Consider the following 17,246-nt stretch of genomic DNA (forward strand, 5'->3'; position numbering starts at 1 on the left):
TCAGCCTTCCAGCGTCTTGATGCGATCCAGAATCCGCTCGGCGGTCGGGTCGAGCATGTCGCCGGCAATATGGCCGTCCTCGAGGAAGACAACGCGGTCTGAGTGGGCCGCGGCCAGCGGGTCGTGCGTGACCATCACGATCGTCTGTCCGTAATCCTCCACGGCTTGTTCCATGAACTGGAGCAGTTGGGTTCCGGATTTCGAATCGAGGTTGCCGGAGGGTTCATCGGCGAAGATGATTTCCGGGCGACTGGCAAGCGCCCTGGCAGCCGCGACGCGTTGCTGCTGGCCCCCGGACAGTTCTGACGGTTTGTGAGACAGGCGATCGCTGAGAGAGAGGATGTCGATTACGTGGGCCAGCCAATCGGCGTCCGGCTTACGGCCGGCGATGTCCATCGGGAGGGTGATGTTTTCACGAGCGTTCAACGTCGGCACCAGGTTGAACGCCTGGAATACGAAGCCCACTTTGTCGCGCCGGAGGTGTGTCAGCCGTTTGTCGGCCAGATCTGTGAGGTCTACGTCGCCGATGAAGACCTGCCCCTCAGTGACTCTGTCGAGTCCGGCCATGCAGTGGAGGAGGGTTGATTTTCCTGATCCGGATGGCCCCATGATTGCGGTGAATCGGCCTGCCTCGAAGGTGACGTCTACGTTGTCGAGGGCGGTGACGGCCGTCTCGCCCTCACCGAAGATCTTGGTTAGGCCGCGTGCCGAGGCGGCGGCTGAATTGGGTTCTGTCACAGAGCTACCTCTTTCGTCTTGTCCATTCTCTCGCGAATGGAGAGTTGTCCCTACTCGGGAGAGAATCTCAAGACATCACCCGGCTGACAGTCGAGTTCGCGACAGACTGCCTCGAGAGTCGAGAAACGCACCGCGCGGGCTTTGCCGGTCTTGAGGATCGAGAGATTGGCGACGGTGATGCCGACTCGATCGGCGAGCTCGGTGAGTGTCATCTTGTGATCGAGGAGCAGTTGGTCGAGATGTACGGAGATTGTCATGGCTACACCGTGAGATCAGCGTCGGCCTGCAGCGCGGTTCCGTGCCTGAAGACCTCAGCCAGGGCGAGGATGATCAAGCCGACGAACACGGCGGCCAGGTTGAGATCGAAGTGGTAGTCGATGTCGAGCCCTGTGCTCGAGATACTGTTGAGCACCAGCAGACCGAGTCCGATCTCGATTATCTGTTCGACGAGTGCGCCTCCTATGACCATGTATCCGAGCCAGCGGATGCGTCTAGCGTTCTCGGGTAGGAACGGGGTGCCGACCATCATCGTGCTGAAGATCCTGCGCATGAGTATCAGCGCTATGAAAGCCGCCGCCAGGCCGGCGAGGATCGTTCCGCCGGCGGCAATCGCCAGGCCGATTCCCGGGTCGTCGAAGTTGGCCTCTCCGGATGCGCGGATGATCGTCCCGTCTCCCCACCCGTCGCTGGTCAGCGAATAGGCGTCGGAGTCGATTTTGAATTGAATGGGAACCGCCAGTTCCGCCGATCCGGACTCATCGGTCCCGATGAGGACCGTCGCGAAGACGACTATGGCGACGGTCACGACGGTCAACAAGGCAATCGCGAAGGTGGTGAATCCCCGCAAGAGGCGAGGGAGTCTTGTCTGCATGTCCAAACCTCCTTATTGATAAACAATAAGAGCTTATCGTTTATCGGTCAACATATTGATAAAGAATGTGGATCAAGTGAACCCTTGCCAATCGGGGCTGCCTTCTCTCCCCGCCGGCGATATGAGAAACGCTCTGGTACGCCCCGTACGTTGCGGCTCGCGCTGCCGGAGGAGCGGCCGATCGGAGCTACTTGTCCTGCGTGTTCGAAGTTCGTTCCAGGAATACGACCGGTATCTCACGATCGGTTCGCGATTGGTAGGCCTCGTATCCAGCGTATGCCGCGACGATCCTCGGCCACCAGTCTCTTCTCTCCTCCCCGGAAGCGGTCCTGGCAATCACCCGAAAGGAGCCATCCGGAAGGCGGACCTCGGCCTCGGGTGTGTGAAGGAGGTTCCGGTACCAGTGGGGATGGTTGGGTCTCCCGCCCCAGGATGCGATCACGACCGGGCAGGTGCCGTTCTCGAGGTACAGCAACGGCACCGTGTGGGCCTTACCGGTCGTGTGGCCTCGCGTGGTCAGCAGGAGCATGTCGTTGTCGAGGAGACGCCGGCCGATCCGTCCCCGCGTTGCGCGATAGAGGAGGGTGTGAAACGTGGAGAGATGCTTGGCAGCCTTGTCATGCATAGGGGAGAAGATACAGCGTTGGCTCCCTACAGCCGCCGACGAGTTGCTCACGACTGGCTACGCTCGTGCCGTGAGATTGGTCGTGGCCAAATGCTGTGTTGATTATGAGGGACGGCTCAACGCACACCTGCCTCCCGCCGTCCGTCTCATAATGGTCAAAGCGGATGGGTGTGTCGCCGTGCACGCCGACGGCGGCGCCTACAAGCCGCTCAACTGGATGAACGCCCCGAACTATCTCGAGGAGTTCGACGACGAGTGGGTTGTGACGAATCCGAAGGGGGAACGCCTGACGATCCGACTCGGGGAGGTCCTCTCCGACGTGACGATCGAGCTAGGCGAGGATCCCGGTCTCCAGAAGGACGGTGTTGAGGCCCATCTCCAGGTGTTGCTGGCCGACCAACCGGGGGTGTTGGAAGATGGTCTGCAACTCATCCGGCGCGAGTTCTTCACCGACATCGGCCCTGTCGATCTCCTGTGCACGGATGGGGCAGGCGGCACCGTGGCGGTCGAGATCAAACGGCGTGGCGACATCGACGGCGTCGAGCAACTCGCTCGCTACCTGGAGCGGCTCAACCTTGACGCCCGGCTGTCACCGGTGCGTGGGATCTTCGCCGCCCAGTCGATCACCCCGCAAGCCAAGGTGGTTGCCGACGCACGGGGCATCATGTGCGTCGAGGTGGACTACGACGATCTGCGGGGCGCAGAATCGAATACGCTCCGGTTGTTCTGAACGTGTTCGACGTGGTTCTCTACCAGCCGGAGATCCCTCCGAACACCGGCAACATCATGCGCCTGTGCGCCAACACCGGCACGGTATTGCACCTCATCCACCCGTTGGGATTCGACCTTGAGGACACCAAGCTGCGGAGGGCCGGACTCGACTACCGGGAGTGGGCCGACGTCCGGGAACATGAGTCGATAGAAGCTTTCGTGGCTGTAGTGGCTCCCGGCCGGGTGATCGCTTTTACGCGTGACGGCGAGAACAGGTATTCGGACGTCGACTACCAACGGGGCGACGCGTTGCTGTTCGGCCCGGAGTCGGACGGCCTCCCCGACGAAGTGTTGGGTCTGCCTCTCGTGGATCGTCGCGTTCGGATTCCCATGTTGCCCCGATCGCGCAGCCTCAATCTTTCGAACGCGGTGGCGGTGGTGTTGTTCGAGGCGTGGAAACGGCACGACTTCGCAGGCGGCGTCTAGATCTGGGGGTTTCTCCGCAATGCAATGGTGTGTGACGCGCCACTGTATTGCTGAGAAAGTGAGCGGGTTTTTCTGCGCAATGCAATGGTGTGTGACGCGCCATTGCATTGCGGAGAAGAGTTCAGTTGGCGAGGAGGCGGAGGGCGATCGCCTCTCCAAGGGCACCCTTGCGGACATCGTCGAGGTCGACGCTCTCGTTCGGTCCGTGGGCTCTGCTGGTCGGATCGGCGACGCCCGTCAAGAGGATCGTTGCATCCGGGTAGGCCTCAGAAAAGGCGGCCACGAACGGGATCGAGCCGCCGACCCCCATGTCGACCGTTTCCCGCCCCCACGCTTCTTCGAAGGCAGTCCGAAACGCGTCCGTCACTCGACCGGACGTCTCGAGGGCGAAGGCCTGGCCCATGGCGCCGGGCGTCACCGTCACCTCGGCTCCCCAGTCGACGTGCTGTTCCAGATGCGCCACCAGTGTGCTCATGGCGCGTCTCGGATCGTCACCGGGCGCGACTCGCAAGCTCACCTTGGCTCGCGCCACCGGCACCAGAGCATTGACCGCATCACGCACCGATGGGGCGTCGATAGCCAGAACGGCCACTGCCGGTTGCCTCCACATCCTCGAAGTGAGCGAACCCGATCCGATCAACATCAGACCCTCGACCGTATCTGCTTGAGCCCGCAGTTCCTCTTCGGTCAGATCCAGGTCGTCGGCAACACCGGAAACCAAACCCGGAATGGCAACGTTGCCGTCTGCATCGTGCAGGGTGGCGAGGAGGCGCGCCAGCACAGTCAGGGCATCGGGTATCACGCCCCCGAACTGACCGCTGTGAATCGCATATCGAGCCGTCCTGACCTCGACCGTGCAGTCGGCCAAGCCCCGGAGTGATGTGGTCAGCGCCGGTTGACCGACCCGCCAGTTCCCGGAGTCGGCGATGACGATGACGTCCGCCGCCAGCAGGTCGCGGTACTGACCCAGGAACTCGCCGAGGTGGGTCGAGCCGACTTCTTCTTCCCCCTCGACGATGACTTTGACCCCTACCGGGGGTCTCCCGCCGTGCGCCTTGACGGCGCCGAGATGCACAACGATGCCGGCCTTGTCATCGGATGATCCCCGACCCAGCAGGCGCCCGTTCTCCTCGATTGGTTCAAACGGATCCCGGTCCCAATCATCGAGATTGCCCACCGGCTGCACGTCGTGGTGGGCGTACAACAAGACGGTTGGAGCGCCGTCGGGCGCCGGAATCTCCGCGAAGACGGCCGGGTGGGCGCCATCCACCTCCAACAAGCGAACGTCGTCGAATCCGGCCTCAGTCAGGAGGGCTGCGACGGCGTCGGCGGAACTGCGGAGGCGGGATGGGTCGAAGCCCGGTGCGCTGATCGAGGGAATCCGGACGAGGTCTTCGAGGGTCGCCTGGAGGGAGGGAAACAGGTTATCGATGGCAGAGCGGAGATCGTCGTGCATGAGGAAAGGCTAATGGGCTCAGAACCGGCGTCCGCCGCCGTGCCGACGGCCCCGTTCGATCTACCCTCACCGTCATGGAGCGCTTCTCGTGGTCGGCGATCGTTGCCATCGCACTGATCGTGATGGTGGCGTTCGGCGCCATGTTCTACGGCTTCTCGGTATTCCTGACCGCAGATGCTGCAGGCGCCGACTTCAGCACGACGATTCTCTCCCTCGGATACGGAGGTGCAGCACTCGTTGGGGGACTCCTGGCCTTCCCAATCGGGAGATTCGCCGACCGGCGCGGGGTTCGCCTCGTCTTCGGTGTGGGGTCCGTCGTCGGCTTCCTCGGATTGCTGGCGTTCTCGTTTGCTCAGGAGCCGTGGCACGTACTGGCCGCCTGGTGGCTGCTGATCGGTCCGGCCGGCGCGATGACCTACTACGAACCGGCCTTCGTCGCCGTTGACCAGTGGTTCTCGGCCCGACATCGCGCCCGTGCACTTGCCACGTTGACCGTCATCGGGGGAGTGTCCGGCATGATCTTCATACCTCTCACAGAACGCTTCGTCACCTGGTTCGGCTGGCGAGGCGCCGCCTTCGCCCTCGGCGGCATTCTGCTCATCGTCGGTGGTGTTGCTTCCTTGGTATTTCTTCCGTCAGGCGCCGGGCGGGTCGGGCAGGCTCCATCGGCTCCCTTTTCGGTGCGCCGCCTTCTCTCCGATCGTCGGTTCGTGATGTACACGATCGGAATGCTGCTCAGCTTCGGCACCATGCAGGCGATCATCACCCACCGGGTCGCCCGCTTCGAAGAAGCCGGTTTCGCCGTCGCCTCGGTGGCGATGTGGGCGGCGGTTGCTTCAGCGTTGAGCCTTCCCGGCCGATATGCCTCGCCGTATGTGGCGGGCAGACGGCGGCCCACCTCCGTTCATGCCTCGGGAATGGCTGCCCTCGCACTTGCACTTGCTCTGGCGGTGTTCGTTGGAGCCGGGTGGCAGATGGGCGCGCATTTCCTCCTGTTCGGCGTCTCGTTCGGTGTGATGCTTCCGCTCAGAGCGATGGTCATGTCCTCGTGGTATTCCGGATCGGCGTACGGTCGGATCCTGGGAGTGCAGTGGTCGGTAGCCGCAGTGTTCGGTGCGGTCTTTCCGGCCGGTGTTGGGATCCTGCGCGACGTCACGGGTAGCTACCAACTCCCGATGGCCGGTCTGACAATCACGATGGCTCTTGCCGCGCTCGTGACCTGGATGGCAGGACGAAGTGCGTCCGAGGTCAGGAGCGCTCGGCGGGCCGCGGCAAATCGATCAGCCGGTGGTCGGCCGTGAAGAGCCGCCTGCCAACTCCAAGGGTCATCACGGTGGCTGTGGTCGCCACCGATCCCAGGATGAGATACATGATGGCGGCTTGAACCCGCACCGCCTCGATCGGGTCGACCCCCGCCAGGATCAACCCGGTCATTGCGCCTGGCAGGAAGACCAAACCCACGGCCCTGGTCGTTTCGATTTGTGGTGTGAGCGCGGTGCGAAGGGCGGAACGGAGATGGCGGCGACTCGCCTGGGAGGACGACTGGCCGAGCGCCAGACGAGCCTCGACCTCAGCGCGGTGGTCCCGGAACTCGTCGATCACCCGGCGAGCCGCCAGAACGGTGGCGTTCATGGAGTTACCGATCATCATGCCGGCGAGCGGGACCAGGGTGCGCCCCTCGAGTGGGAACACCCCGAGTCCGAATATGACCACCAGGGTCACTCCGGCCGCGGCTCCGATAGCCAGCAATCCGAGCGGAAGGAGCGCCGGTATTTCAGGTGCCCGGCGGCGTACGACAACACCGGCGAACGCCACCATCGCGATGACCCAACCCCACGAAAGGATCAGCGGCTGCTCCGGATCGATGACGAAGGCCAGGATGGCGCCGACGAACAACAACTGGACGAGGGAGCGAACCGTTGCCCAGATGATGTCTCGTTCGAGCCCGAGACGCTGGCTCGCAGACATAGCGATCGCTACGACGACCAGGAGCAGAGAGGCGATCAGGCCGACGGTTGTGACGTCTGCGGTCATGATTGCTGCTCTGCAAGGTAGGCGGCGATACTCGGATCGGCGGATGCCATCAATCCGGCCGCGGTCCCCTCATAGGCGACCCGTCCATTGACCAGGCAGACAACGTGAGAAGCGATCCGGTTCATTTGTGCCGTATCGTGGGTGACCCAGAGGATGGGCATGCCGGCCGCGGCCAAAGCCATCGCCTGATCTTCGATTGTGCGGGTTGCTGCGGGATCCAACGACGACGTCGGCTCATCCATCAGCAGCGCCTCCGGACCGGTCGCCAGTGCACGTGCGATGCACATACGCTGGGCTTCCCCGCCGGAGAGCTCATCGGCGGTCCTGTTGACGAAGGATGGGTCGAGGCCGACTCGTTCCAGCAACCGCGCGGCTGCCGACGCGTCGAGATCAGGGTCGGCTTCTCGCAGATTGTCGAAGACGGTGCCCGCGAACCGGACCGGCTCTTGAAACACCATGCCGACCGCCCGACGCAGTTCCAGTACCTGTAGGTCGGTGAGCGATCGACCGTGGAAGCGGATCACCCCTCGGTCGGGGACCTCGAGGCGATTGCACAGTCGTAGCAGCGTGGACTTGCCGGCTCCCGAAGGGCCGACGATCGCCGTCATACCGCCTGAGGAGAGTCGCAGATCGGCGACCGATAGCCGCCTGGTCCCGTTGGCGCCGCTCATCACCACGTTGTCGAACTCGAACACCATCCCCGCAACGATAGGAGCGCCGGCGCGACCGGGGATTCATCGGGGCGGGAACAATCCGGGAATCGTGAGCGTTATGTCAGGCTCATGGAAGGATTGCGCATGTTCGAAAACGACACGCTGGTGGAAATCGGCCGGGAATGGCGTGAGCTGGCTGCGTGTGCAGGCCGTGAAGACGATCTCTTTTTCCCCGTCAACGAAGCTGAGAAGTCGTTCGTCAATGCGGCCAAGGCGGTCTGCGCGGGATGTCCCGTGAAGGCCGACTGCCTCGCCTACGCGATTGAGACCGGCCAGACGGAAGGCATCTGGGGTGGCCTGACTTCGATGGAGCGGCGGATGGAGCGGCGCCGGTGGGTGGCGGCGCGGCGCAGAGCGAGCTGAGCCTCCCCGGGGCGGCGAGCCCGGCCTCACTCTTTGTTTCGAAGGACCGCTGGTTTCTTCTTCGATGTTTAGTTACTATGTAGTAACTAAACATCGAGGAGCAGCGATGACAGATTTCTCTCTCGAACTCAATGAAGACCAGCTGCAACTGCAGAAATGGGTGCACGATTTCGCAGAAGGGGTCGTTCGCCCTGCAGCCGAGGAGTGGGACGAGCGTGAAGAGACGCCCTGGCCCATCATCCAGGAGGCCGCCAAGATCGGGCTGTACTCGTTTGAGTTCTTCCTCAACGCCTTCGCTGATCCAACCGGGCTTATGATGCCCCTGGTTTCTGAGGAGCTGTTCTGGGGCGATGCGGGGATTGGCCTGGCGATATTCGGCAGCACCCTGGCCGTCGCCGGAATCACCGCCGTCGGCAGTCCCGATCAAGTCGCCGAATGGGTTCCGCAGTGCTTTGGCACTCCCGACGATCCGAAACTTGCCGCCTACGCGGTGAGCGAACCCGATGCCGGATCGGACGTGTCGGCGCTCCGGACCCGGGCCGTATTCGATGAAGCTGCCGATGAGTGGGTGTTGAACGGAACCAAGACATGGATCACCAACGGCGGTATTGCCGATGTCCACGTTGTGGTGGCCTCGGTTGATCCGGAGCTGCGCTCCAGGGGACAGGCAACCTTCGTTATTCCGCCGGACACTCCGGGTTTGTCGCAGGGTTCGAAGTTCAAGAAGCACGGAATTCGCGCTTCGCACACGGCGGAAGTCGTCCTGGACGACGTTCGCATTCCGGAGCGGATGGTGCTCGGTGGAAAAGAGAAGCTCGACGCCCGACTCGCCAGAGCGCGAGAAGGCAAGAGCTCCAGAAAGCACGGGGCCATGTCGACGTTCGAGTCGTCGCGCCCGGTTGTCGGAGCCCAGGCGCTCGGTGTAGCGAGGGCCGCATACGAATACGCCCTGGCCTACGCCAAGGAACGCGTCCAGTTCGGCCGTCCGATCATCATGAACCAGGCAATCGCGTTCAAGCTCGCCGACATGAGAACAGAAATCGATGCGGCCCGTTTGCTGGTCTGGAGAGCGGCCTGGATGGCGCGCAACGGCAAGCCCTTTGAGGCCGGTGAAGGTTCGATGTCGAAGCTCAAGGCAGGGGAAGTGGCGGTTCGAACCACTGAGGAGGCGATCCAGATTCTCGGTGGTGCCGGCTATGTGCGGGAGCATCCGGTTGAGCGCTGGGCGCGTGACGCCAAGATATTCACGATCTTCGAAGGGACGAGCGAGATCCAGCGGCTGGTGGTGGCTCGTGCGATTTCGGGGATGCGGATCGTGTGAGCCCGGCGGGGTTTCATCTGCGGCTGAGAGCCCGATTCAGACGGGTGTCAATGCCTCGAGATTCCCCGGAGGCCCGACCAGGCCAGTTCCGCGATCTCCACTGCGAGTAAATCCAGGTCGGTTCTGAGCTTCCCGGTAGCCCATGCACGGCCGGCCGCCTCTGCGGCTCCGACGATTCCGTACGCAAGCGCACGTTGCTGATCTGCGTCGATGCCCGCCGCAATCAGGGGAGCGACCAACTCGGCCATGCTGTCTTCGATGCGGCTCATGGCATCCGCCACATCCTGGTCGGTGCGATCTGCCCCTTCGAACAGGAGGAGAAAGGCGGCCCGATTATCGGCGATGAAGTGGAAGTAGGTGCCGATTCCCACCTCAACTTGCCGGCGTGGAGAATCGGCTCGCGAGGTGCTGTCCGTAATCGCCCTGGCCATCCGATCGCCGACATCGTCGACGAGGTGGAGGTAGAGGGCGCGTTTTGAGCTGAAATGCTGGTAAAGGACCGGCTTGGTCACGCCGGCAGTGGCGGCGATGTCGTCCATTGTCGTGGCGTGATAACCGGCGCCGGAGAAGACCTGCAGAGCAACGTCCAGCAGCTGCTGTCGCCGTTCCTGGGCCGGGAGACGGGTGGTCATCTGTACACGTTACCAACTGGTAGGCCGCCTGGGGGCTGGACGACCGTGCCCGGGTTGGCGTGACTTTTGGCCCTTGCGGCAGCTGCGAGCCGATGGTTTGGTTCGATCAGACCGTGTTCATCTACTACTACGTGCAACTCGAACGGCCGCTCGAAGTCATCGAGCCTCGATTTCGATCGTTCTTCTCACGCTTCAGCTCATGGGCGGAGTCTGCCTATCGGGAGGGCGAAGAGCTGAGGGCCAACATATCGGTCGGGAGCGGACCGGCCACTGTGGCGAAGACCGTTCGGATGCGCGTCGGCGACCCGGTGGCGGGTCGAGCAGAGACGACGGTTCCGATTGTCTGGGAGGCAACCGGGCCTACGGCGCTCTTTCCGAGAATGGAAGGCAATCTGATCATGGCCGGGGTCGGACCCGAGTACACCCAGCTCGCCTTTCGTGGAACATACGCCCCACCGATGGGAGCGCTTGGCCGAGCACTCGACAAGGTCGTCATGCATCGCCTCGCTGAGAGCAGCGTCAAGGGATTCGTCGACAGGATCAGCGAAGCCTTGGAGAGAGAGTAGGCAGGCAATCGGCGCCCGACACCGGGCGAGAGCTGTCGGACGATCGAGAACCTAGGAATCGGAAGCTTCTTGATCCGATTCCCTGAGCGCCTCCAATCGGGCGGCGTAGGCGGCCGCCTCAGCCCGATTGTTCATCTGCAGCTTGCGCAGGAGATTCGAAACGTAGTTCTTGACGGTCTTCTGGGCCAGATACATCTCTGCTGCGATTTCCCTGTTGGTCTTGCCGTCGGCGATCCGGGAGAGGATCTTGCGTTCCTGGGGAGACAACTCCGCCAGAAGGGGATCCGATTCCCGCCCGGCGTGCGCTCTCGAGAAGATGCGGTCGCTGAGTTCGGAATCGAGAAGTGACTCACCGGCGGCTGCCTTGCGCACGGCCGCCAGCAGATCCGAGGATCGCGTTCGTTTGAGAACGAAACCGAGGGCACCGGCGCCGACGGAGTCAACGAAGGCCTGCTCGTCGGCGAAGGCGGTGAGCATGACGACCTGGATATCGCTCCACTTGGCTCGGATCCGGCGGCAGGCGTCCACCCCGGATCCATCGGGGAGATTGACGTCGAGGACCACGAGATCGGGTCGGACCTCACCGGCCATCTCGACGGCCCCGGCCGCAGTTTCCGCCTCGGCGACGACTTCGATATCCGGTTCGGCCTCGAGGAGGGCGCGCAGGCCGCCGCGCACCAGCGCGTGGTCGTCGGCAAGAAGTACCCGGATCGTCATCCGCGGCAGGTTAACGCATCACGGGCCGAAAGCGGGATCCCCAGGTGCCAATTGCCAATTGCCAATCGCCTATGGCCTACTGCCTACTGCCTACTTGCCAACTGGCTCAAACCGCGCCGTGAAGTGGCGGAGCCACGGTGCCTGCTCAACGATCCGGTAACCGCCGATCGAACCGGCCCGCTCGGCAACGGACAACACGACTTCGCCGACGTAGTCGATGTGGCTCTGCGTGTAGGTGCGGCGGGGTATCGCCAGTCGCACTAGCTCCATCTGAGCCGGCGTCTCGGTTCCGTCGTCGTGCACCGCCCCGAACATCACCGATCCGATCTCGACTCCCCGAACGCCACCATCGCGGTACAACTCGACTGCCAGAGCTTGGGCGGGATACTCCGACGGAGGAATATGCGGAAGGAAGGCCTTGGCATCGAGGTACACCGCATGTCCACCGGCCGGACGCACGATCGGAACGCCGGCGGCCGCCACCTTGTCTGCGAGGTACTCGGTCGATCGGATCCGGTAGCGAAGGTACCGCTCGTCGAGTACCTCTTCGAGGCCTTGCGAGATTGCCTCGAGATCGTATCCGGCCAGTCCTCCGTAGGTTGGGAACCCCTCCGTGAGGATGAGCAGATTGCGGCAGGCGATTGCCATCGAGGGATCGTTCATCGCCAGGAACCCGCCGATGTTGGCCAGCCCATCCTTCTTGGCGGACATCGTGCACCCGTCGACGAGCGAGAACATCTCGGCCACGATTTCCCGGGGAGTGTGATCTTCGTATCCGGGCTCGCGCAGCTTGATGAACCAGGCGTTCTCGGCAAACCGGCACGCATCCAGGAAAAAGGGGATGCCGTAGCGATGACATACCTCTTGCACGGAGCGCAAGTTCTCCATGGAAACGGGTTGCCCGCCTCCGGAGTTATTGGTCACGGTCACCATTACCAGCGGGATGCGATCGGCGCCGACCTCCGCAATCGTGCGCTCGAGGGCCTCGACGTCCATGTTCCCTTTGAAAGGGTGGTTCGTCGACGGATCGCGACCCTCGGCGATCACGAGGTCGAGCGCTTCCGCCCCCTGGTATTCGACGTTGGCCCGGGTGGTGTCGAAATGGGTGTTGTTCGGGACAACATCGCCGGATTTGACCATGACTGAAAACAAGATCCGTTCGGCTGCTCGTCCCTGGTGGGTTGGGATTATTTCCGCGAGTCCGGTGATGCCCTGGACTGTTTCGAGAAAGCGGTAGAAGGACCTGCTGCCGGCGTACGACTCGTCGCCGACCATCATTCCCGCCCACTGCTTGGCGGACATCGCTCCGGTTCCTGAATCTGTGAGGAGGTCGATGATGACTTCGTCGGCGTGAAGGCCGAACAAGTTGAAACCGGCTCGCCCCAATGCCTCCTCACGTTCGTCCCTCGTCGGGAGGTTGATTTCCTGGGTGCTGTGTATGCGGAATGGTTCGATGATGGTTCGGTATGGCATGGACCTTCCTCTCTCCTGCGGAGTCTGCCACGATGAATTGACCACCGCGACGGTATCCTCGGTGGCGAAATGCCTGTGCGAACTCTTCTTCTAGTCGTCTCGCTGGTGGTTGCGAGCCTGGCCGTTGACGGCGGCGTGGCCGTAGCCCTCGCCGATCTGGGCCCCGGCGGAACGTTCGTCGATGACGACGGGCATCCGGCGGAGTCCTATATCGAGGCGGCCTTCGCGGCTGGATATCTCGACGGATGTGATTCTGCCCATCCCGATCGCTTCTGCCCCTCTAGTCGGGCATCGTGGACCGACGTGGACCGTGGGATCGTTCGGGCTATGGGAACCGGGCGGTCGAGGCTCTCGTGCGGGAGCTCTTTCTGTTCCGCTGTTTCGATTCCGGTTTCAGCGGTTGCGGCGGCACTTGCAGTCCCGCTCCCCGGGCTGGTGAGCATGCGGCGCGGAGAGGCCCCGATCGATCGGGCCACCCTGGCCGTCATGCTCTCCTCGGCAGCTCACCTCGAGTTGCCTGAGATTCAGGCCAGGAGATCGTTCAGCATCGCCGCCACCGGGGATATTCTTCCCCACACGCCTCTGATGAGCCAGGCCGCCCGCAACGACGGCGACGGTGGGTTCGACTTCGATCCGATGTTTGCCGACATCAAACCCATCATCTCCGCCGTTGATCTCGGGCTCTGCCATCTCGAGACGCCTCTGTCGTCGGACAATGCCGCACTCTCGTCGTATCCGGTCTTCTACTCCCCCCGGGAAGTCGCCGAGGCGGTGGTGGTGGCGGGGTATGACGGCTGTTCGACTGCCTCGAATCATTCATTCGACAAGCGAACGACCGGGGTCTTGAGCACGCTCGGGGTGATAGACGAGGCCGGGCTCGGTCGTGCCGGCACCACCGACCTCGCCGACGGTCCGTCGTGGTGGATGTACGACGTTGAAGGGGTGACGGTTGCCCACCTTTCGTATACGTACGGGCTAAACGGATTTCGACTGCCCGCCGATCAACCATGGCTCGTCAACCTGATCGATGAAGAGCAGATCATCGCCGACGCCGCCGAGGTCCGTGAGCTGGGGGCTGAGTTCATCGCCGTCAGCCTCCACTGGGGCAACGAGTATCAGCCTTTGCCCAGCAGCTACCAGCGGGGGATCGCAGAGGCTCTGCTTGCCTCACCGGATGTCGACGTGATTATCGGCCATCACGCCCATGTCGTGCAGGCCGTCGAGAAGATCAACGGGAAGTTCGTGTTGTACGGTCTCGGCAATCTGGTCTCGAACCAGTTCTTCAGCCTGCCAACCCAGGACGGCGTTATCGCGGTTCTCGACGTGGTCGAGGGAGTCGACGGGTTCTCAGTCGCAGAGATCGAGTTTGTGCCAACGAAGGTCGAACGGGGTTCGTACCGGATCGTCCCGATATCGATCGAGCTGGGCACTGAACTCGGCCAACAGGACCGCATTGCCCTCGAGCAATCCTGGCAGAGGACTCTCGAGGCTCTCTCGGCGCTCGACGAGTCTATCGCCGGCATGGTGGCGCCGATACCGTGACAATTGGCCCTTTACCGGGACCGCCTCCGTCTGTCATCGTGGAGGTAGCACTGAGATCGCATCCGCAAAGGAGGTGCACCGTGGGCGACAATGAAGCGCTGAGCGCAGCAGGGAGACATCGAGCTGTTCTGCTTGACGCGGCAGCCGGGCTGGAGTTCGCGATTGCCTCTCCGGTCGGCAGAGGGGTCGCTTGGCGCGAGCTCGTAGACGGCGAACTGCACCGTCTTCGGGCGGCTCTGGCCGACCACACGAACGCGGTCGAGAGTGACGACGGGCTTCTCGCCGATATCGTGCATCAGGCACCTCGCCTCTCGAACCTGGTCAAGCTCTTGCGCAAAGATCACCTGGAGATGGACGCCCGGATCGGCGACATCATCCACATGGTGGGAGCCGTCCCGGTGGATGAACCCGATGAGGCCGGCGATGAAATCCGCATTGCCACATTGGAGTTGCTCGGCAAGCTGAGCCGTCACCGCCAGAAGGGAGCCGACCTCGTCTACCGGGCCTTCAACGTCGACATCGGAGGCGTGGATTGACAGGGCCGTGAGTCAACGGCCCTGCGCTTGAAGCTCTCGACTCAGTACACCTCCGGCACGAACGTTTGATCATCCATCGGCGGCCGCACGTACGAGAATGCGTCATCGCGCGGCGGCAGAACTATCGGTTCGGGAGTCAAGTCGTCAAAGGGGATGCTCGCCAGAAGGTGGCTGATCGCGTTCAAGCGAGCCCTCCGCTTGTCGTCGGAGTTCACGGCGAACCAGGGCGCCTGTTTGATGTCGGTGTGGGCGAACATCTCGTCCTTGGCCTTTGAGTACTCGATCCACCGGCGCCGCGACTCGAGATCCATGGGGCTGAGTTTCCAGCGCTTCGTGCGATCCTCGATTCGCGATTGGAAACGCCGTTCCTGCTCCTCGTCACTGACTGAGAACCAGTATTTCAAGAGAATGATGCCGGACCGCACCAGCATTCGTTCGAATTCCGGACATGAGCGGAGGAACTCCCGGTACTCGTCCTCGGTACAGAAACCCATGACACGCTCGACGCCGGCCCGGTTGTACCAGCTTCGGTCGAACAGGACCATCTCGCCTGCGGCCGGGAGGTGCTGCACGTACCGCTGGAAATACCACTGGGTCTTCTCTCGCTCGGTCGGCTGCGGTAGGGCAACGACTCGCGCCACTCTCGGATTCAAGCGCTCGGTAATCCGCTTGATGACGCCGCCCTTCCCCGCCGCGTCCCGGCCCTCGAAGATGACAACGACCTTCAGACCTCGATCCTTGATCCACTCCTGAAGCTTGACGAGTTCGACCTGGAGTCGCTGCAACTCCGCCTCGTAGTACTTCTTCTTGAGCTTGCCGGTTGCTGTGGTCGTCGGCTCGCCGGTTGGTGGGGAGTGGTCGGTCATCGATCGCTGCTCCTTGTCTACGTAGGAACAGCCTAGAGGCCGCGCCGGTGACGCCGCTTGGGAAGCAAATGCTTTCATTTGGCTCTATGCAGGTGGCAATTGGAGGTGTAGAAGGACAATTGATGACACACGAACTTCTCCGTGCCGCGCAGGACCGATTCGCGGCCGCCGTGCCCTTTTCGTCAGAGCTCCATGGTTGGCGGGGAACCTCAGAGTGGCTGAGCGAGCCGGATCACGTGCTCCAGGTGACCATTCCGATTGTGATGGACGATGGCTTTGTCCATGTGTTCAAGGGGTATCGGGTATTGGATTCAGCTGCCAGGGGGCCCGCCAAGGGAGGTATCCGCTTTCATCCGGCGGTCGACGAGAGCGACTGCCGGGCGCTGGCGGCGTTGATGACCTGGAAGTCGGCGATGGCGGCTATTCCGTTTGGAGGGGCACATGGGGGAGTCCGGTGCGACCCCACCATCCTCTCCGAGGAGGAACGTCGTCGGATCACGAGGCGGTATGTCGCCACTCTCGGCGACACGATCGGGCCCTACAAAGACATCCTGGGACCCGATCTCTACACGAGCGAGCAGACGATGGCCTGGGTCTATGACACCTACTCCGTCCTGCACCCCGGCGAAAACAACCGTGCCGTGGTAACCGGGAAACCAACCGATCTCGGCGGTTCACCGCTGGGAAGCGAGGCGGCGGCGCACGGTGTTCTGGCCTCCACCCGACGGATCCTCGAGTTTGGATACGTCCCGGGACTCGAGGGACTCGATGGGGCGACAGTCGCTATTCAGGGTTTCGGAGATGTGGGGGCGGGCGTCGCGCGTCTCTTCGCCGGGGGCGGTGCGTTGATCGTCGGGCTGGCCGACTCGACCGGTGCCATATACCGGGAGCAAGGGCTCGCCGTCGAGGCAGTTGAACAACACCGAAGGGCGACGGGCCGGTTGGGCGGGTTCCCCGGCGCTCAGGAGCTGAGTCCCGGAGCTTTGCTCGAGTTGCCGGTTGACATCGCGATCCCGGCCGCGCTCGAGAACCAGATTACGGAACACAACGCTCCGGCCATCCGCGCACGCCTCATCGTGGAGGCGGCCAACTACCCGACAACACCTGCTGCGGATCGTATTCTCCGGCAACGCGGTGTCCGGGTTCTCCCCGATGTTGTCGCCGCCTCCGGTGGGATAGTTGCCGGATACTTCGAGTGGGTACAAAACCTCGAGAACCAGGACTGGGACTACCACGAAACACTCACGCGCCTTCGCGATCGTATTGAGAAGGCCACCGACCACATTCTCGTCGAACGGGCCCAACTGGCCGAAGGGCTGGGCCGATATCAAGCCGCCTGGCACGGCGCTCAACCGGAGGCGCCGGTCCTCGAAGTGCCGACACTGCGGGTGGCGGCGTACGTCATCGCCATGCGTCGATGTCGAGCCGCGATCACTCAGCGCGGGGTATGGCCTTGAGAGTCGCGAGTCCCTAGTCGCGAGTCCCTTGTCGCGGGTCGCGGGTTGGCGGGTGGGCGGTTCTAGGTTCTGAGTTCTAGGTTTTACCGGCGCCTGGAGACAATCTCACATACACGGACCTCTGCCTACGGCGATGGGC

20 protein-coding genes are annotated in these 17,246 nt (G+C 62.7%); 9 read left to right on the top strand and 11 right to left on the bottom strand.

Annotation, left to right across the window (positions count from 1 at the left end; genetic code table 11):
* The 4 genes from P1T08_01885 to P1T08_01900 all read right to left on the bottom strand — a co-directional run bounded on the left by P1T08_01885 (position 1) and on the right by P1T08_01900 (position 2,234).
* The gene (locus P1T08_01885) at positions 1-738 is read right to left on the bottom strand and encodes an ABC transporter ATP-binding protein (GenBank protein MDF1594837.1); all 738 of its coding nucleotides are present in this window, start codon (positions 736-738) and stop codon (positions 1-3) included.
* Positions 739-788: 50 nt separating this feature from the next.
* Entirely contained in the window at positions 789-995 is a 207-nt protein-coding gene (locus P1T08_01890) for a helix-turn-helix transcriptional regulator (protein ID MDF1594838.1), read from the bottom strand.
* A gap of 2 nt (positions 996-997) precedes the next feature.
* Positions 998-1,609 (bottom strand): DUF2975 domain-containing protein, encoded by a 612-nt coding sequence (locus P1T08_01895; protein ID MDF1594839.1) that lies wholly within the window; start codon positions 1,607-1,609, stop codon positions 998-1,000.
* A 187-nt stretch (positions 1,610-1,796) separates the two neighbouring features.
* A complete protein-coding gene (locus tag P1T08_01900; protein MDF1594840.1) occupies positions 1,797-2,234 on the bottom strand; it encodes a nitroreductase family deazaflavin-dependent oxidoreductase in 438 nt (145 codons plus the stop codon).
* Positions 2,235-2,304: 70 nt separating this feature from the next.
* Here P1T08_01900 and nucS point away from each other — a divergent pair, with 70 nt between their 5' ends.
* Positions 2,305-2,964, top strand: a complete 660-nt coding sequence (gene nucS, locus P1T08_01905; GenBank protein MDF1594841.1) for an endonuclease NucS — start codon at positions 2,305-2,307, stop codon at positions 2,962-2,964.
* 2 nt (positions 2,965-2,966) lie between these two features.
* Entirely contained in the window at positions 2,967-3,431 is a 465-nt protein-coding gene (locus P1T08_01910; protein MDF1594842.1) for a tRNA (cytidine(34)-2'-O)-methyltransferase, read from the top strand.
* Positions 3,432-3,552: 121 nt separating this feature from the next.
* Here the strand turns inward: P1T08_01910 and P1T08_01915 are convergent, their stop codons facing one another.
* Positions 3,553-4,887, bottom strand: coding sequence for a dipeptidase (locus tag P1T08_01915; GenBank protein MDF1594843.1), 1,335 nt, complete (start codon positions 4,885-4,887; stop codon positions 3,553-3,555).
* Positions 4,888-4,961: 74 nt separating this feature from the next.
* Here P1T08_01915 and P1T08_01920 point away from each other — a divergent pair, with 74 nt between their 5' ends.
* Positions 4,962-6,188, top strand: coding sequence for an MFS transporter (locus P1T08_01920; protein MDF1594844.1), 1,227 nt, complete (start codon positions 4,962-4,964; stop codon positions 6,186-6,188).
* Here the strand turns inward: P1T08_01920 and fetB are convergent.
* The gene (gene fetB / locus P1T08_01925) at positions 6,136-6,921 is read right to left on the bottom strand and encodes an iron export ABC transporter permease subunit FetB (protein MDF1594845.1); all 786 of its coding nucleotides are present in this window, start codon (positions 6,919-6,921) and stop codon (positions 6,136-6,138) included. The genes P1T08_01920 and fetB overlap by 53 nt on opposite strands.
* A complete protein-coding gene (locus tag P1T08_01930; GenBank protein MDF1594846.1) occupies positions 6,918-7,619 on the bottom strand; it encodes an ATP-binding cassette domain-containing protein in 702 nt (233 codons plus the stop codon). The genes fetB and P1T08_01930 overlap by 4 nt, the downstream gene beginning before the upstream one ends.
* A gap of 99 nt (positions 7,620-7,718) precedes the next feature.
* On the opposite strand from P1T08_01930, the gene P1T08_01935 reads away from it, so the two are divergent.
* Entirely contained in the window at positions 7,719-7,997 is a 279-nt protein-coding gene (locus tag P1T08_01935) for a WhiB family transcriptional regulator (GenBank protein MDF1594847.1), read from the top strand.
* 106 nt (positions 7,998-8,103) lie between these two features.
* Complete coding sequence (locus tag P1T08_01940) at positions 8,104-9,318, top strand: acyl-CoA dehydrogenase family protein (GenBank protein MDF1594848.1); 1,215 nt, start codon at positions 8,104-8,106, stop codon at positions 9,316-9,318.
* A gap of 47 nt (positions 9,319-9,365) precedes the next feature.
* On the opposite strand, the gene P1T08_01945 is transcribed toward P1T08_01940, so the two are convergent.
* The gene (locus tag P1T08_01945) at positions 9,366-9,950 is read right to left on the bottom strand and encodes a TetR/AcrR family transcriptional regulator (GenBank protein ID MDF1594849.1); all 585 of its coding nucleotides are present in this window, start codon (positions 9,948-9,950) and stop codon (positions 9,366-9,368) included.
* A 92-nt stretch (positions 9,951-10,042) separates the two neighbouring features.
* Between P1T08_01945 and P1T08_01950 the strand changes: the two genes are divergently transcribed.
* Positions 10,043-10,516, top strand: coding sequence for a hypothetical protein (locus tag P1T08_01950; protein MDF1594850.1), 474 nt, complete (start codon positions 10,043-10,045; stop codon positions 10,514-10,516).
* Positions 10,517-10,567: 51 nt separating this feature from the next.
* Here the strand turns inward: P1T08_01950 and P1T08_01955 are convergent, their stop codons facing one another.
* Positions 10,568-11,233 carry a response regulator transcription factor gene (locus tag P1T08_01955; protein MDF1594851.1) on the bottom strand — a complete coding sequence of 222 codons (666 nt, stop codon included), beginning with the start codon at positions 11,231-11,233 and terminating at the stop codon, positions 10,568-10,570.
* A gap of 90 nt (positions 11,234-11,323) precedes the next feature.
* Entirely contained in the window at positions 11,324-12,706 is a 1,383-nt protein-coding gene (locus P1T08_01960; protein ID MDF1594852.1) for a tryptophanase, read from the bottom strand.
* Positions 12,707-12,775: 69 nt separating this feature from the next.
* Here P1T08_01960 and P1T08_01965 point away from each other — a divergent pair, with 69 nt between their 5' ends.
* Positions 12,776-14,248, top strand: a complete 1,473-nt coding sequence (locus tag P1T08_01965) for a CapA family protein (GenBank protein ID MDF1594853.1) — start codon at positions 12,776-12,778, stop codon at positions 14,246-14,248.
* Positions 14,249-14,328: 80 nt separating this feature from the next.
* Positions 14,329-14,784: a hypothetical protein gene (locus P1T08_01970; protein ID MDF1594854.1), complete on the top strand. Its 456-nt coding sequence runs from the start codon at positions 14,329-14,331 to the stop codon at positions 14,782-14,784.
* A gap of 41 nt (positions 14,785-14,825) precedes the next feature.
* On the opposite strand, the gene ppk2 is transcribed toward P1T08_01970, so the two are convergent.
* On the bottom strand, positions 14,826-15,650 hold the full coding sequence (gene ppk2, locus P1T08_01975) for a polyphosphate kinase 2 (protein MDF1594855.1): 825 nt from the start codon (positions 15,648-15,650) through the stop codon (positions 14,826-14,828).
* 122 nt (positions 15,651-15,772) lie between these two features.
* On the opposite strand from ppk2, the gene P1T08_01980 reads away from it, so the two are divergent.
* Positions 15,773-17,107, top strand: coding sequence for a Glu/Leu/Phe/Val dehydrogenase (locus P1T08_01980; GenBank protein ID MDF1594856.1), 1,335 nt, complete (start codon positions 15,773-15,775; stop codon positions 17,105-17,107).
* Positions 17,108-17,246 lie beyond the last annotated feature (139 nt).

This window comes from Acidimicrobiia bacterium (assembly GCA_029210695.1).
Taxonomy (GTDB): domain Bacteria; phylum Actinomycetota; class Acidimicrobiia; order Spongiisociales; family JAHEDJ01; genus JAHEDJ01.

Coding starts and splice junctions, on each gene's coding strand:
- P1T08_01890 (MDF1594838.1), bottom strand. CDS start 995: ATGACAATCTCCGTACATCTCGACCAACTGCTCCTCGATCACAAGATG.
- P1T08_01895 (MDF1594839.1), bottom strand. CDS start 1,609: ATGCAGACAAGACTCCCTCGCCTCTTGCGGGGATTCACCACCTTCGCG.
- P1T08_01900 (MDF1594840.1), bottom strand. CDS start 2,234: ATGCATGACAAGGCTGCCAAGCATCTCTCCACGTTTCACACCCTCCTC.
- P1T08_01915 (MDF1594843.1), bottom strand. CDS start 4,887: ATGCACGACGATCTCCGCTCTGCCATCGATAACCTGTTTCCCTCCCTC.
- P1T08_01920 (MDF1594844.1), top strand. CDS start 4,962: ATGGAGCGCTTCTCGTGGTCGGCGATCGTTGCCATCGCACTGATCGTG.
- fetB (MDF1594845.1), bottom strand. CDS start 6,921: ATGACCGCAGACGTCACAACCGTCGGCCTGATCGCCTCTCTGCTCCTG.
- P1T08_01930 (MDF1594846.1), bottom strand. CDS start 7,619: ATGGTGTTCGAGTTCGACAACGTGGTGATGAGCGGCGCCAACGGGACC.
- P1T08_01935 (MDF1594847.1), top strand. CDS start 7,719: ATGTTCGAAAACGACACGCTGGTGGAAATCGGCCGGGAATGGCGTGAG.
- P1T08_01940 (MDF1594848.1), top strand. CDS start 8,104: ATGACAGATTTCTCTCTCGAACTCAATGAAGACCAGCTGCAACTGCAG.
- P1T08_01945 (MDF1594849.1), bottom strand. CDS start 9,950: ATGACCACCCGTCTCCCGGCCCAGGAACGGCGACAGCAGCTGCTGGAC.
- P1T08_01950 (MDF1594850.1), top strand. CDS start 10,043: ATGGTTTGGTTCGATCAGACCGTGTTCATCTACTACTACGTGCAACTC.
- P1T08_01955 (MDF1594851.1), bottom strand. CDS start 11,233: ATGACGATCCGGGTACTTCTTGCCGACGACCACGCGCTGGTGCGCGGC.
- P1T08_01960 (MDF1594852.1), bottom strand. CDS start 12,706: ATGCCATACCGAACCATCATCGAACCATTCCGCATACACAGCACCCAG.
- P1T08_01965 (MDF1594853.1), top strand. CDS start 12,776: ATGCCTGTGCGAACTCTTCTTCTAGTCGTCTCGCTGGTGGTTGCGAGC.
- ppk2 (MDF1594855.1), bottom strand. CDS start 15,650: ATGACCGACCACTCCCCACCAACCGGCGAGCCGACGACCACAGCAACC.
- P1T08_01980 (MDF1594856.1), top strand. CDS start 15,773: ATGACACACGAACTTCTCCGTGCCGCGCAGGACCGATTCGCGGCCGCC.